Consider the following 13,229-nt stretch of genomic DNA (forward strand, 5'->3'; position numbering starts at 1 on the left):
ACCTCAGGGCCGGTTCCGGCGCAATAGCGCCTGCTTGAAGCGGTCGAATTCGTGGTTGAAGTCCAGTGTACGCTTCTGCGAGGTCATCGCAGCCTGGACCTCGCTGCCGTCGCCGCCCTGGGCCGGCTTGATCCAGACCCATACCCGGCGATCACGAATATAGAACATCGAGAAAACGCCCAGCACCAGCAGCAGGCAGCCCAGGTACACGGCGGTCTTGCCGGGCGTGCGGCTCACCTGGAAGACGCTGGCCTGCACGTGGTCGAAATTGCTCAGGGCCAGGAATACCGGCGCCGGATACACGTTCAGGTCGGAGAGCGCCGCCACGGCCAGCCGCGACCATTGCGCGGCGTCCTCGGCCGCCGGGCCGTCGGCGGGCAGCGCCGGCAGGCCGGCGCGCTCGCGCGCCACCGCCCGCAGCTCGGACATCGACACGCCGATCAGCCGGATCACGACGTCGGCAGCGCGCTCCAGGTCGGCCGGCGCGGTGTTGGTCTGCAGGAAGTCGGCAATCGCCTGCAGGCCGCCCTTGGCGAAGGTATCCAGGGCCCGCTCGGCGGCGGTCTGCAGTGACTGGCGCTCGGCCGCGGACGGGCTGTTGCTTTCGGCGAAGCGGCGGGCGGCCTCGCGCCGCGCCGCCGGGTCCGCCAGCGCGGCGCGCAGCTGCATGAACTCGGCCAGGGAGCCGTCGGCATCGGCCGGGATGCGCAGGTAGCGGAAGCTCTCGGAAGCATTGCTGCGCACCCCCGCCAGGAACACGGCGGCGCCGTCCAGTTCCACCGGCAGCATGTAGTTCATGAATTCGTGGGCCTGCCCGGCCTGGTCGATCAGGCGATATTCGACGCTGGGCCCGACATTGCGCAGATTCTCGTTCTTCTTGCCGGCGGCGCTGCCCGCCACGGACGCGACGTGCTCGCCGAAGCTCAGGCGATTGGCCCCCGGCGTGCCGCCGGACAGGTCCTCGACGTTGATCGGGCGCAGCGCGGTGATTTCCACCTGCATATCCCGCGCGCTGCCGTCGGGCCCGCGCGCGGTGATCTCGGCGGGCTTGCCCACCGTGCCGTTCAGGTCGAAGGACGTGCTGGCCGCCCCGACCAGCGGATACCCCTTCAAGCTGACGCTGCTGCCGCCGTCGTCGAAGCTGGACTGATAGACCGTGACCCCCTTGTAGCGCAGCGGCTCGTTGACCTCGATAGTGGACTCGAAGGTCTTGCCGGTGTCGGGGTCGGTGACTTCCACTTCGCTGGCGAAGCGGCTGGGCATGCCGGTGGAGTAGTAGTCGATCAGGAATTTCTTGAGCTTGAGGGTGAAGGGCAGCGGTTGCACCAGGGCGCCGTCACCCACCATGACCACCGCGGTGCTGGCCTGCCCCCCCTCGGGAATGAGGACGCTGGCGCGAAAGCTCGGGTTGGCGACCGACAGGCGGCCGCTGGCCGGCACCTGCGAGATCAGCATGTTCTCGACGATGGGCTGCTTGCCGCCCAGCAGCACTTGCAGGCGCACCGCCAGTTCGCTGTCAAGCAAGCCGCCCAGGCAGATGATGACCATGGCCGCGTGCGCGCAGATATAACCCAGCCGGTTGGCGCTGCCTTTCTTGGCGGCCAGCAACACGCCGTCGCCGTCGCGGCGCTCGCGCACGGCATAGCCCTGTTGCGCCAGCAGGCCCTTGATCTCGCCGGCCGCGCCGTCCACCGGGGCGGCATCGCGGATCTCGACGCGATGCGGAAAGGCGCGCAGGCTGCTGGCGCGCACGTGCTCGCGGAATGACCGGGCGTCGCGCAGCATCTTGGGCGTATTGCGGATGAGGCACACCGAAGTGGACACCACCAGGAAGCCCATGATGGCCAGGAACCACCAGCTGTTGTACACGTGCCAGATCGAGAACTTGTCGAAGACCTCGAACCAGAACGGGCCGAACTGGTCGATGTAGGTATTGGACGACCGGTTCTGCACCAGCACCGTGCCCAGCACGCTGGCCACGCAGATGAACATCAGCAGGCTCACGGCGAAGCGCATCGAACCAAGCAGTTCGAAGAGATCGCGCGGCAGGCTGCGCAAGGGGTGGCGAGGGGGCTGGGCGGTGGCGTTCATGAAAAAAAGGGGGTGCCGTGCTGCCGGCTTTCCCCCTTATGGACAGCGCGCCCGGAATCCGGTTCCGGGCGCGCCGCGGTGTTGTCGCGCGGGCCGGCCGCGCCTGGACGGAGCCCGCGCCTAGCGCAGGCCCGCGGCGTAGTCGGACACCGCCTTGATGTCGGCGTCGGACATGCGGTCGGCGATGTCGTGCATGACGTCGTTGTTGGCGCGGTCGCCGCTGCGGAACAGCTTCAGCTGCTCTTCGATGTAGCCGGGATGCTGGCCGGCCAGCCGCGGATACTGGCTGGGCAGGCCGGCGCCGTCGGCCGAGTGGCAGGCCGCGCAGGCCGGCACGTTGCGGTCGGGCAGGCCGCCGCGCCAGATCTTGCGGCCCAGCTCGACCAGGTCCTCGTGGCCGGCGCTGGCCGGTTCGGTCAGGGGCTGCTGCGCCAGGTAGAGCGCCACGTTCTGCATGTCCTGGGGCGTCAGGTTCTGGGCCATGGCGGTCATGGGCGTCGGGTTGCCCTCCGGGCCATTGCGCGCCGGCTTCTCGGCGCCTTGCTTGGTCTGGAAGTCGACCAGCTGCTTGACCAGGTATTCGTGAGGTTGCGCGGCCAGGTTGGGGTTGACCGGAATGGTGCTGTTGCCCGCCGCGCCGTGACAGGACGCACAGGCCACGATGCCGCGCGAGGCGTCGCCCTGGTCGTACAATTCCTGCCCCTTGGCCGCATCGGGTTTCGCCGGCGCGGCGGCGCCTTCGGCAGCGAAACTGGAGGAGAATAGAGACGCACCGAGCATCAGCCCGCTTGCTACCAACATCCGGGACAGCACACGCTTCATTGAAAACCTCGACGATCGGATCTCGATCAAGGCGCCAAAGCGCCCCATGCCTGCCCCATGCCGTGCCGGATCGGACGTACATTCGCCCTGGGCCGTTTCCACCTTCGGCAGACGGAAAAAGCCGGCGCTGTGCAGGGGGACCACTGTTGCAAACGCACGATTATACAATAGGGTTCGCAACCAACCGTATCGGCCCCCTTCCGTGTCCCTCCTGCACCGCGCCTCTTTCTTCGTTTCGGCGGCTCGCCTCGACCAGCTGCCCCCTCCCGGCGCCCCCGAGGTCTGCTTCGTCGGCCGTTCCAACGCCGGCAAATCCTCGGCCATCAACGTGCTGTGCAATCAGCGCCGCCTGGCGTTCTCCAGCAAGACCCCCGGCCGCACGCGGCTGATCAACCTGTTTGGCCTGCCCGACCCGCTGACCCCGGGGCAGCCCCTCGGCTTCCTGGTTGATTTGCCAGGGTACGGCTACGCCTCGGTAGCGCACAAGGAAAAGGAGAAGTGGGCCGACATCCTGGGCGGCTATCTGCGCGACCGCCCTTCCCTGGCCGGCATCGTGCTGCTCATCGATATCCGCCGCGGCGTCACCGAGCTCGACCGGCGCCTGGCGGATTTCATCGCCCCCACCGGCCGGCCGGTGCTGGCGCTGCTGACCAAGGCCGACAAACTGCCCTACGGCCAGCGCCAGCGCGCCGTATACGCGGTGCGCAAGGACCTGGCCGACATCGGCGCCCTGCACACCGTGCCGTTCTCGGCCACCGAACGCATCGGGCTGGCCGAGGCCACCCAGCACATCGAGAACTGGATTTCCCCGAAGGTAGTGCCATGAATCCGCATATCATCTCCCCCGCCTTTCCCGTGTCGCGGCCGCGCCGGCTGCGCCGCGACGACTTCACGCGCCGCCTGGTGCGCGAGCACGCCCTCACGGTCGACGACCTCATCTATCCGGTATTCGTGGCCGAAGGCAGCGGCCTGCGCCAGCCCGTGCCGTCCCTGCCGGGCGTGGTGCGCTATTCGCCCGACACCCTGCTGGCCGCCGCCGAGGAATGCGTGGCGCTGGGCATCCCCGTGATGGCCCTGTTCCCGGTCATCGATCCGGCGCTCAAGACGCCCGACGGCGCCGAAGCGGCCAACCCGGAAGGCCTCATCCCGCGCGTGGTGGCGGCGCTGAAGCAGCGCTTCCCGCAGCTCGGCGTGCTCACCGACGTCGCGCTCGACCCGTACACCAGCCATGGCCAGGACGGCGTCATCGACGCAGAGGGCTACGTCCTCAACGAGCCAACCGTGCAGATCCTGATCCGCCAGGCGCTGGTGCAGGCAGCCGCCGGGGTCGATATCGTGGCGCCCAGCGACATGATGGACGGACGCATCGGCGCCATCCGCCAGGCGCTCGAAGCCGACCAGCACATCCACACTCGCATCATGGCCTACTCGGCCAAGTACGCCAGCGCGTTCTACGGTCCGTTCCGCGACGCGGTCGGGTCGGCCGCCAACCTGGGCAAGTCCAACAAAATGGCCTACCAGATGGATCCGGGCAACCTCGACGAGGCGCTGCGCGAAGTGGCGGCCGACCTGCAGGAAGGCGCCGACATGGTCATGGTCAAGCCCGGCATGCCGTACCTGGATGTACTGCGGCGAGTCAAGGACGCCTTCCGCGTGCCCACCTTCGCGTACCAGGTCAGCGGCGAGTACGCCATGATCAAGGCGGCCTCGGCCAACGGCTGGCTGGACCACGACAAGGTCATGATGGAAGCGCTGCTGGGCTTCAAGCGCGCCGGCGCCGACGGCATCCTGACCTACTTCGCGGTGGAAGCCGCCAAGCTGCTCAAGCAGCAGCAATAGGGGCGCGCCCCGGCCAGGTCTCGGCCTAGGTGTCAGGCTCCGCAGGTGCCTGACACTCGAGCACAAGCGGCGGCAGGCTCCGGCCCTAGCGCGCCAGCACGCGGTCCAGCACCGCGGCAAAGCGCGGCGCATCCTGGAAGCCGATGACGCGCGCATCGGCGATGGGCGCCCCGCCCGGGGCGAAGAACAGGATGCCCGGCGGGCCGAACAGGCGGAACCGCTTCAGCAATTCGCGGTCGTCGGCGTTGTTTGCGGTGACATCGGCCTGCAGCAGCAGCATGCGCGACATCCGGCCGGCCACGGCCGGATCGGAAAACGTGAAACGCTCCATTTCACGGCACGACACGCACCAGTCGGCATAGAAATCCAGCATGACGGGCTGGGTGCTCTGCGCCAACAGGGCATCCAGCTCGGCGCTGGTGCGCACCCGCTTGAACTCCACCGGGCCGGCGGCCGCCAGCGGCGCCGGCCCGCCGCCGCGTTGCGCCAGGTGCGACAGCGGCTGCAGCACATCGCGGCCGCCGCTGGCCGCGCCAACCAGCCACGCCACGCCGGCCAGGGCCAACAGCAGCCCCAGGCCCTTGGCGAACATGCGGGGCGCGCCGGCGCCGGCCGGCAGGGCATCGAAGGCGTGCAACATGACGGCCGCCACGATGGCCAGGAACGCCCAGCCCGCCATCTGCAGCCAGGTGGGCACGATGGGGATCAGCATCCACCAGGCGGTGGCCAGCAGCAGCATGCCGAACAGCCGCTTGACGCCGTCCATCCAGGGGCCGGCCTTGGGCAGCAGCGCGCTCGACGAAGCGCCGACCGCCAGCAGCGGCACGCCCATGCCCCAGGCCATGGCGAACAGCGCGGCGCCGCCCAGCACCACGTCGCCGGTCTGCGAGATATACAGCAGGGCCCCCGCCAGCGGCGCGGCCACGCAGGGGCCGAGGATCAGCGCCGAGACGGCCCCCATGGCCAGCGCACCCGTGGCCCGCCCGCCCGGGATGCGGGCCGAACGCGCCGACAGCCAGCCCTGCAGCGCGGACGGCACCTGGAAATCGAAAGCCCCAAAGGTGGCCAGCGCCAGCACCGCCAGCACCGCGGCGAAAGCAGCCAGCACCCAGGGCGTCTGCAGCCACGCGGCGAGGCCCGCGCCGCTCAGCCCGGCCGCGACGCCCAGCGCCGTGTAGACGACCGACATGCCCAGCACATAGGCGGCAGCCAGCCCCAGGCCGCGCCAGCGGCCGGGGCGCGCGGCGCCGCCGCCCACCACGATGGACGACAGGATGGGGATCATCGGCAGCACGCAGGGCGTGAACGCAAGCAGCAGCCCCAGCAGCCAGAATACGCCGGCGGTCTTGAGCCAGCCCAGGCCGCCGATGGCATCGGCCAGGCCCAGGTCGCCGGCCGACAGCAGCGCCCCCAAGCCGCCGCTCGACGCGGACGCGCCGGTGCCCGCCGCCCCCGCCGTATCCGCCGGAGCGGCGACGCCGTCCACGGCATACCCGCCGGTCGCCGGCACCAGCCGCACGGCATGGTCCATGGGCGGATAGCACAGGCCCGCATCGGCGCACCCCTGGCTCGTGACGGTCAGGGTGAAGGGCTGGCCCTCGGCCAGCGGCACCCGGATGGCCACCTGGTCGTGGTAGACCTCCATGTCCTTCTCGAACGTGGGGTCGTATTTCACTTCGCCCTGGGGATACGTCGCCTGGCCCAGCGTGGTGGCGCCTTGCGGGCTGATGGCCAGCCCGAAACGCTCGCGATACATGTAATAGCCGGGAGCGATGCGATAGCGCAGTTCGACGGTATCCGGGCCAGCCATGGCGGCGCTGAAGACAAAGGCCTGTTCGGGCGGCAGGAAATCCTCTTCGCCGAGCGCGGCGGCCGGACGCCAGGCCAGCACCGCCCATGCGGCCACCAGGGCCAGGCAGCCCATCAGGACCCGCCAGGCGGGCCGCGTACGAACCATCAACTGAAACATCGAATTCTCGTGGTTGCCGCCGGCCGTCCGGGGCCGGCAGGTGGATCCTATGAGCCGGCGCCGCCGGCCTGCGCCCGCACCCAGTCCAGGTACGGGGCGCTGCCGCCGATGACCGGCACGACGATGATCTCGGGAACCTCGTATGGGTGCAGCTTCGCCAGCGCCTGCACCACGGCCTGCTGGCGGCCGGCGGTGGTCTTGATACAGATGGGGATCTCGTCGGCCCCTTCGATCTCGCCCTCCCAGCGATAGATGGACAGCACCGGCGCGCCAAGGTTCACGCAGGCGGCGAGGCCATCCTCGACCAGCACATGGGCGATGCGCTTGGCCAACAGCAGGTCGGGCGCGTTGCTGATCACCAATACGATATCGTCGTCGGACGACATGGCTGCTCCTGGGAAACGGCCGACAGGGCCGCGGCTATGGGGTATTTTATCGGGACTGCCCGTGGCGCCGCGCGCCCGCCCCAGCCGAGACCTTTCTGCCATGTCGGACACCTGCCTGTTCTGCCGCATCGCGCGGCACCAGATTCCTGCCCACGTCGTGCACGAAGACGACGAGTTGCTGGCCTTCCTGGATATCCAGCCGGTGCGCCCAGGCCATGTGCTGGTCATCCCCAAGCAGCATTATCCGTACTTCGAGGACCTGCCCGCCGAACTGGCCGGCCGCATCCTGGCGCTGGGCCAGCAACTGGCGCACGTCATGAAAGCCCTGTACCGGGTCGAGCGCGTGGGCTTCATGTTCACCGGCATCCACGTGGCGCACGCCCATGCCCACCTGGTCCCCATGCATCATCCGCAGGACATCACGTCCACGCAGTACATCGCCCAGAAAGACCTGCAGTTCGTCATGCCGCCGCAATGCCCCGCCGACCAACTGGCCAGCACTGCCGCGCAGCTACGCCTGGCGCTGGCTGGTCGCGGATCTGACTCAGGTGTCTGACACCCTGCCGCCGCCGCGGCAAAAACAAGGGCGGGCCCGTAGGCCCGCCCTTGCGCTTATCCACTGGCCGGATTATTCGGCAGCGTTGTCAGCCTCGGTTTCCTGCACTTCAGGACGGTCAACCAGCTCCATGTAGGCCATGGGGGCGTTGTCGCCTTGACGGAAGCCCATCTTCAGCACGCGGGTGTAGCCGCCGTTGCGGGCAGCGTAGCGCGGGCCGATCTCGGCGAACAGCTTGACCACGGCATCGCGATCGCGCAGACGGGCAAACGCCAGACGCTTGTTCGCGAGGGTGGGCTCTTTGCCGAGGGTGATGAGGGGCTCGACGACGCGGCGCAGTTCTTTCGCCTTGGGCAGCGTGGTCTTGATCGCTTCGTGCTTGATCAACGAAACGGCCATGTTGCGAAACATGGCAAGACGGTGGCTGCTGGTGCGATTGAGCTTACGCAAACCATTACCGTGACGCATGATAAGTTCCTTTTGAATCTAAAGGCGGCGCTTGCGCCGCCAGGTTATCCGGATCTTCTATCGGCCTGTTGCCAGGCCGCGGTCCGGTGGAAGACGGGGGTAAAAATTACGGACGCTCGAGGCCCAGCGGCGGCCAGTTCTCGAGCTTCATGCCCAAGGTCAGGCCACGTGCAGCCAGCACTTCCTTGATTTCGTTGAGCGACTTGCGGCCCAGGTTGGGAGTCTTGAGCAGCTCGTTCTCGGTGCGCTGGATCAGATCGCCGATGTAGTAGATGTTCTCGGCCTTCAGGCAGTTGGCCGAACGCACGGTGAGCTCCAGGTCGTCGACCGGGCGCAGCAGCACCGGGTCGATCTGCGGCGTGCCGCGCACCGGGGCTTCGTACGAATCGCCGGCGCCTTCCAGGGCGGCGAACACCGAGATCTGGTCCATCAGGATGCGGGCCGACTGGCGCACCGCTTCCTCGGGCGAGATCACGCCGTTGGTTTCGATGTCCAGCACCAGCTTGTCCAGGTCGGTGCGCTGCTCGACGCGGGCGCTCTCGACGGCGTAGCTGACGCGGCGCACGGGGCTGAACGAAGCGTCCAGCACGATGCGGCCGATGGTGTGGGTGCGGTCTTCCGACAACGCGCGCACGTTGCCCGGCACATAGCCGCGGCCCTTCTCGACCTTGACCTGCATTTCCACCTTGCCGGCGTCGGTCAGGTTGCAGATGACATGGTCGGGGTTGATGATCTCGACGTCGTGCGGCAGCTCGATATCGCCGGCCACCACCGTGCCCGCGCCGTTCTTGCGCAGCACCAGGGTGACTTCGTCGCGGTTGTGCAGCTTGAAGACCACGCCCTTCAGGTTCAGCAGGATGTCGACGACATCTTCGCGCACGCCCGGGATGGTCGAGTATTCGTGCACCACGCCGGTCATCTGCACTTCGGTGGGCGCATAGCCCGTCATCGAGGACAGCAGGATGCGGCGCAGGGCATTGCCCAGCGTGTGGCCGTAGCCGCGCTCGAACGGCTCCATCACGATCTTGGCGTGGTGGGTGCCGACCGGTTCGACTTCAATGGAACGCGGCTTCAGAAAACCTTGAGTGGACATTTACAGTATTCCTTTTCAATACCCTCGGCTCGTTACACCGATAAGGCTGATGGAAACAAGAAAAAGCACGGCAAGAATGCCGCTCGATACTTACCGCAAAGCCCGCCCCGCGAAAATGCGGAAAGCGGGCTGCTGCGGGACTTGCAATCGGGTGCTCGGCACAGGCGGGCGCCCCAAGGGGCCGCCTGCAGCGATTAACGCGAGTACAGTTCGACGACCATCGATTCGTTGATGTCGCGAGCGACATCAGCGCGGTCGGGAACCGACTTGAACGTGCCCGACATCTTGTTGCTGTCGACTTCCACCCACTGGGGGATGCCGATGCTGGCGGCCAGGTCGAGCGATTCGCGGATACGGCCTTGCTTCTTGGCCTTTTCGCGCACGGCGATCACGTCGCCCGCCTTCACGATCATCGAGGCGATATCGGCGGTGTGGCCGTTCAGCTCGATGGCGCGGTGGGCGACCAGCTGGCGAGCCTCGGCGCGCGTCGAGCCGAAGCCCATGCGGTATACGACGTTGTCCAGGCGCGATTCGAGCAGCTGGATCAGCGTTTCGCCGGTGTTGCCGCGGCGACGCTCGGCCTCGGCGAAGTACTTGCGGAATTGCTTTTCCAGCACGCCGTACATGCGCTTGAGCTTCTGCTTTTCACGCAGCTGCAGGCCGTAGTCGGAGGTGCGGGCACCCGAAGTGCGGCCATGCTGGCCGGGCTTGGAATCCAGCTTGCACTTGGAATCCAGCGAGCGGCGGGCGCTCTTCAGGAACAGGTCGGTGCCCTCGCGGCGCGAGAGCTTGCATTTGGGTCCAGTATAACGAGCCATGTGGATTCCCTTTAGATACGACGACGCTTCGGCGGACGGCAGCCGTTGTGCGGAACGGGCGTGATGTCAGCGATGCTCGAGATCTTGATGCCCAGGGCGTTGAGCGCGCGCACCGACGATTCGCGGCCGGGGCCGGGGCCCTTGATGCGCACTTCGAGGGTCTTGATGCCGTATTCCAGCGCGACGCGGCCGGCCGTTTCAGCAGCCACCTGCGCGGCGAACGGCGTCGACTTGCGCGAACCCTTGAAGCCCGCGCCACCCGACGTCGCCCACGACAGGGCATTGCCCTGGCGGTCGGTGATGGTGATGATGGTGTTGTTGAAGGACGCGTGGACGTGCGCGATGCCGTCCGAGACGTTCTTCTTGACCTTTTTGCGTACGCGCGAAGCGCCGCTGGTGGAAGCTTTCGCCATAATCCAGTTCCTCGATTATTTCTTCAGGGACGCAGCAGCACGACGCGGTCCCTTGCGGGTGCGGGCGTTGGTGCGGGTGCGCTGGCCGCGCACAGGCAAACCGCGCTTGTGACGCATGCCGCGGTAGGTGCCCAGGTCGATCAAGCGCTTGATCGACAGTTGCACTTCGCGACGCAGGTCACCCTCGACCGTGAACACACCCACGTGCTCGCGGATGCGCTCCAGTTCAGCGTCGGTCAGGTCCTTGACCTTTTTGGTAAGGGGTACATTTGCTGCTTCGCAGATCTTGCGAGCGCGCGTACGACCGATGCCAAAAATGGCGGTCAGGCCGATTTCGGCGTGCTGTTGCGGCGGAATGTTAATGCCAGCAATACGGGCCATGACTGTTCCTTGAATAAATCCGTTGCGTGTCGCTAACCAGGTTAGCCTTGACGCTGCTTGTGACGCGGGTCGGTGCAGATGACGCGCACCACGCCGTGACGTTTGATAACTTTGCAGTTGCGGCAGATCCGCTTAACCGATGCCATTACTTTCATGGTTGACTCCTAATTTTCCGTAATCCGGTCGCTCATTTAGAGCGGAAAACGATTCTTGCCCGCGTCAGGTCATAGGGCGTGAGCTCCACTGTGACCTTGTCGCCCGGCAGGATCCGGATGTAATGCATACGCATCTTGCCGGAAATATGGCCTAGCACCACGTGGCCGTTTTCGAGCTTGACGCGAAAAGTCGCGTTGGGAAGGTTCTCGAGAACCTCTCCTTGCATCTGGATGACGTCGTCCTTAGACATTTCTTCTGCTATCGCATCGGCAAACCCGAGGAACCCTTGAAGTTCGCTTTCTTGAGCAGCGAATCGTACTGGTGCGACATCATGTACGCCTGAACCTGCGCCATGAAGTCCATCGTCACCACCACGATGATCAACAAGGACGTGCCACCAAAATAAAACGGTACGTTCCAGCGCATCACCAGGAATTCCGGCAGCAGGCACACCAGGGTGATGTACAGCGCACCCACCAGCGTCAAGCGCATCAGGATCTTGTCGATGTAGCGCGCCGTCTGTTCGCCCGGGCGGATGCCAGGAACGAAGGCACCGCTTTTCTTCAGGTTATCTGCCGTTTCCCGGCTGTTGAACACCAGAGCCGTGTAGAAGAAGCAGAAGAAAATGATCGCGGCCGAATACAGCGTGATGTAGAGCGGCTGACGGGGCTCGAGCGCCGCCGCCAGGTCGCGCAGCCACAGCATGCTGTCGCCGGTCGAGAACCAGCTCGTGATCGTGGCCGGGAACAGGATGATCGACGACGCGAAGATCGGCGGAATCACCCCGGCCATGTTCAGCTTGAGCGGCAGGTGCGAGCTCTGGCCACCGTAGATCTTGTTGCCCACTTGCCGCTTGGCATAGTTGACGGTGATCTTGCGCTGGCCGCGCTCGACGAACACCACGAAGGCCGTCACCAGCACCACCAGGGCCACGATGAACAGCGCCGACGGCACCGACATCGCGTTGGTGCGGACCAGGTCCAGCAACCCGGCCAGCGCCGACGGCAGGCCAGCGACGATACCCGCGAAAATCAGGATCGAGATACCGTTGCCCAGGCCACGCTCGGTGATCTGCTCGCCCAGCCACATGATGAACATGGTGCCGGTGACCAGCGTCACGACGGTCGTGAAGCGGAACAGCATGCCCGGATCGATCACCAGGCCCGGCTGGGATTCCAGCGCCACCGAAATGCCCACCGCCTGCACCAGCGCCAGCACGACCGTGCCATAGCGGGTGTATTGGGTGATCTTGCGGCGGCCGGCCTCGCCCTCTTTCTTGAGGGCTTCCAGCGAGGGCACCACGACCGACATCAGCTGCATAATGATCGATGCAGAAATGTACGGCATGATCCCCAGGGCGAAGATCGAAAAGCGCGACAGCGCGCCGCCCGAGAACATGTTGAACAGGCCCAGGATCCCGCCCTGGTTCTGGCGGAACAGGTCCGCCAGCGCGTCCGGGTTGATGCCCGGGACAGGGATGTGCGTACCCAGTCGGTAAACCACCAGGGCGAGCACCAGGAACACGAGACGACGCTTCAAGTCGCCGTATCGCGATCCAGTTTTGCCCAGTGCCTGTGCGTTAGCCACGTGTTACCTCGTAATCAGGCAAGCGAGCCGCCAGCGGCCTCGATGGCGGCGCGCGCGCCGGCCGTCGCGGTGATGCCCTTCAGCGTCACCTTGCGCGAAAGTTCGCCCGACTTGATGACCTTGGCGTAGCGCACCTGCTGGCCAACCACGCCGGCAGCCTTCAGCACTTGCACGTCGACTTCGTCGGCGGACAGGGCTTGCAGGTCCGACAGGCGGACTTCGGCGTACAGGTGCTGGCCCAGCGGCGTGAAGCCGCGCTTGGGCAGGCGACGCTGCAGCGGCATCTGGCCGCCTTCGAAGCCAACCTTGTGGAAGCCGCCCGAACGCGACTTCTGGCCCTTGTGGCCACGGCCGGCGGTTTTACCCAGGCCCGAGCCGATGCCACGGCCGACGCGGCGCTTGGCGTGCTTGCTGCCCTCGGCGGGCTTGAGCGTATTGAGTTGAATATCCGACATCGTGATTCCTTAGGCTTCCGAGACGGAGACGAGATAATCCACCTTGCGGATCATCCCGCGCACCTCGGGCGTGTCGACCAGAACGCGGCTGCTGTTGATGCGGCGCAGGCCCAGGCCGCGGATGGTATCGCGGTGGGATTGCTTGGTGCCGATCACCGAGCGCACGAGGGTAACTTTGATCTGCTTCTGAGCCAT

At 66.3% G+C, this 13,229-nt stretch carries 17 protein-coding genes; 3 read left to right on the forward strand and 14 right to left on the reverse strand.

The features are described 5' to 3' along the window. Positions 1–3: 3 nt before the first annotated feature. Positions 4–2,091: a cytochrome c biogenesis protein ResB gene (locus CAL24_RS23355; protein ID WP_170947157.1), complete on the reverse strand. Its 2,088-nt coding sequence runs from the start codon at positions 2,089–2,091 to the stop codon at positions 4–6. Positions 2,092–2,211: 120 nt separating this feature from the next. Beyond that, entirely contained in the window at positions 2,212–2,913 is a 702-nt protein-coding gene (locus CAL24_RS23360) for a c-type cytochrome (RefSeq protein ID WP_028355418.1), read from the reverse strand. Positions 2,914–3,115: 202 nt separating this feature from the next. Between CAL24_RS23360 and yihA the strand changes: the two genes are divergently transcribed. Together yihA and hemB are read left to right on the forward strand one after the other, a co-directional pair. Then, a complete protein-coding gene (gene yihA, locus CAL24_RS23365; RefSeq protein WP_028355419.1) occupies positions 3,116–3,739 on the forward strand; it encodes a ribosome biogenesis GTP-binding protein YihA/YsxC in 624 nt (207 codons plus the stop codon). Further along, the gene (gene hemB, locus CAL24_RS23370) at positions 3,736–4,752 is read left to right on the forward strand and encodes a porphobilinogen synthase (protein ID WP_038853856.1); all 1,017 of its coding nucleotides are present in this window, start codon (positions 3,736–3,738) and stop codon (positions 4,750–4,752) included. The genes yihA and hemB overlap by 4 nt, the downstream gene beginning before the upstream one ends. Before the next feature lie 85 nt (positions 4,753–4,837). On the opposite strand, the gene dsbD is transcribed toward hemB, so the two are convergent. Both dsbD and cutA read right to left on the reverse strand, forming a co-directional pair. After that, on the reverse strand, positions 4,838–6,721 hold the full coding sequence (dsbD, locus tag CAL24_RS23375; RefSeq protein WP_094808069.1) for a protein-disulfide reductase DsbD: 1,884 nt from the start codon (positions 6,719–6,721) through the stop codon (positions 4,838–4,840). Positions 6,722–6,768: 47 nt separating this feature from the next. Next, positions 6,769–7,107 (reverse strand): divalent-cation tolerance protein CutA, encoded by a 339-nt coding sequence (gene cutA / locus CAL24_RS23380; protein WP_028355421.1) that lies wholly within the window; start codon positions 7,105–7,107, stop codon positions 6,769–6,771. Between the two features lie 100 nt (positions 7,108–7,207). On the opposite strand from cutA, the gene CAL24_RS23385 reads away from it, so the two are divergent. Further along, complete coding sequence (locus CAL24_RS23385) at positions 7,208–7,663, forward strand: HIT family protein (protein WP_094808070.1); 456 nt, start codon at positions 7,208–7,210, stop codon at positions 7,661–7,663. A 72-nt stretch (positions 7,664–7,735) separates the two neighbouring features. Here the strand turns inward: CAL24_RS23385 and rplQ are convergent, their stop codons facing one another. The 10 genes from rplQ to rpmD all read right to left on the reverse strand — a co-directional run bounded on the left by rplQ (position 7,736) and on the right by rpmD (position 13,229). After that, positions 7,736–8,131: a 50S ribosomal protein L17 gene (gene rplQ / locus CAL24_RS23390; RefSeq protein ID WP_028355423.1), complete on the reverse strand. Its 396-nt coding sequence runs from the start codon at positions 8,129–8,131 to the stop codon at positions 7,736–7,738. Between the two features lie 106 nt (positions 8,132–8,237). Next, positions 8,238–9,224, reverse strand: a complete 987-nt coding sequence (locus tag CAL24_RS23395; protein ID WP_028355424.1) for a DNA-directed RNA polymerase subunit alpha — start codon at positions 9,222–9,224, stop codon at positions 8,238–8,240. A 194-nt stretch (positions 9,225–9,418) separates the two neighbouring features. Further along, a complete protein-coding gene (gene rpsD, locus CAL24_RS23400; protein WP_094808071.1) occupies positions 9,419–10,042 on the reverse strand; it encodes a 30S ribosomal protein S4 in 624 nt (207 codons plus the stop codon). 11 nt (positions 10,043–10,053) lie between these two features. Further along, positions 10,054–10,455, reverse strand: a complete 402-nt coding sequence (rpsK, locus tag CAL24_RS23405) for a 30S ribosomal protein S11 (RefSeq protein WP_006216516.1) — start codon at positions 10,453–10,455, stop codon at positions 10,054–10,056. Positions 10,456–10,470: 15 nt separating this feature from the next. Then, complete coding sequence (rpsM, locus tag CAL24_RS23410) at positions 10,471–10,836, reverse strand: 30S ribosomal protein S13 (protein ID WP_028355426.1); 366 nt, start codon at positions 10,834–10,836, stop codon at positions 10,471–10,473. Between the two features lie 41 nt (positions 10,837–10,877). Then, positions 10,878–10,991 (reverse strand): 50S ribosomal protein L36, encoded by a 114-nt coding sequence (rpmJ, locus tag CAL24_RS23415; RefSeq protein ID WP_003806928.1) that lies wholly within the window; start codon positions 10,989–10,991, stop codon positions 10,878–10,880. A 32-nt stretch (positions 10,992–11,023) separates the two neighbouring features. Then, positions 11,024–11,242, reverse strand: a complete 219-nt coding sequence (gene infA / locus CAL24_RS23420) for a translation initiation factor IF-1 (protein WP_003806927.1) — start codon at positions 11,240–11,242, stop codon at positions 11,024–11,026. A gap of 8 nt (positions 11,243–11,250) precedes the next feature. Beyond that, the gene (gene secY / locus CAL24_RS23425) at positions 11,251–12,579 is read right to left on the reverse strand and encodes a preprotein translocase subunit SecY (RefSeq protein WP_028355427.1); all 1,329 of its coding nucleotides are present in this window, start codon (positions 12,577–12,579) and stop codon (positions 11,251–11,253) included. A 14-nt stretch (positions 12,580–12,593) separates the two neighbouring features. Then, entirely contained in the window at positions 12,594–13,034 is a 441-nt protein-coding gene (rplO, locus tag CAL24_RS23430; RefSeq protein WP_028355428.1) for a 50S ribosomal protein L15, read from the reverse strand. A 9-nt stretch (positions 13,035–13,043) separates the two neighbouring features. Further along, on the reverse strand, positions 13,044–13,229 hold the full coding sequence (gene rpmD / locus CAL24_RS23435; RefSeq protein WP_028355429.1) for a 50S ribosomal protein L30: 186 nt from the start codon (positions 13,227–13,229) through the stop codon (positions 13,044–13,046).

The organism is Bordetella genomosp. 2 (assembly GCF_002261345.1).
In the GTDB taxonomy this organism is placed as follows: Bacteria; Pseudomonadota; Gammaproteobacteria; order Burkholderiales; family Burkholderiaceae_B; genus Bordetella_A.

Excerpts from the sequence above, each read along its gene's own strand:
- rpmD (WP_028355429.1), bottom strand. The coding sequence starts at position 13,229 with ATGGCTCAGAAGCAGATCAAAGTTACCCTCGTGCGCTCGGTGATCGGC.
- CAL24_RS23395 (WP_028355424.1), bottom strand. The coding sequence starts at position 9,224 with ATGTCCACTCAAGGTTTTCTGAAGCCGCGTTCCATTGAAGTCGAACCG.
- CAL24_RS23355 (WP_170947157.1), bottom strand. The coding sequence starts at position 2,091 with ATGAACGCCACCGCCCAGCCCCCTCGCCACCCCTTGCGCAGCCTGCCG.
- dsbD (WP_094808069.1), bottom strand. The coding sequence starts at position 6,721 with ATGTTTCAGTTGATGGTTCGTACGCGGCCCGCCTGGCGGGTCCTGATG.
- CAL24_RS23360 (WP_028355418.1), bottom strand. The coding sequence starts at position 2,913 with ATGAAGCGTGTGCTGTCCCGGATGTTGGTAGCAAGCGGGCTGATGCTC.
- cutA (WP_028355421.1), bottom strand. The coding sequence starts at position 7,107 with ATGTCGTCCGACGACGATATCGTATTGGTGATCAGCAACGCGCCCGAC.
- rpsK (WP_006216516.1), bottom strand. The coding sequence starts at position 10,455 with ATGGCGAAAGCTTCCACCAGCGGCGCTTCGCGCGTACGCAAAAAGGTC.
- infA (WP_003806927.1), bottom strand. The coding sequence starts at position 11,242 with ATGTCTAAGGACGACGTCATCCAGATGCAAGGAGAGGTTCTCGAGAAC.
- hemB (WP_038853856.1), top strand. The coding sequence starts at position 3,736 with ATGAATCCGCATATCATCTCCCCCGCCTTTCCCGTGTCGCGGCCGCGC.
- rplQ (WP_028355423.1), bottom strand. The coding sequence starts at position 8,131 with ATGCGTCACGGTAATGGTTTGCGTAAGCTCAATCGCACCAGCAGCCAC.
- rpsM (WP_028355426.1), bottom strand. The coding sequence starts at position 10,836 with ATGGCCCGTATTGCTGGCATTAACATTCCGCCGCAACAGCACGCCGAA.
- rplO (WP_028355428.1), bottom strand. The coding sequence starts at position 13,034 with ATGTCGGATATTCAACTCAATACGCTCAAGCCCGCCGAGGGCAGCAAG.
- rpsD (WP_094808071.1), bottom strand. The coding sequence starts at position 10,042 with ATGGCTCGTTATACTGGACCCAAATGCAAGCTCTCGCGCCGCGAGGGC.
- CAL24_RS23385 (WP_094808070.1), top strand. The coding sequence starts at position 7,208 with ATGTCGGACACCTGCCTGTTCTGCCGCATCGCGCGGCACCAGATTCCT.
- rpmJ (WP_003806928.1), bottom strand. The coding sequence starts at position 10,991 with ATGAAAGTAATGGCATCGGTTAAGCGGATCTGCCGCAACTGCAAAGTT.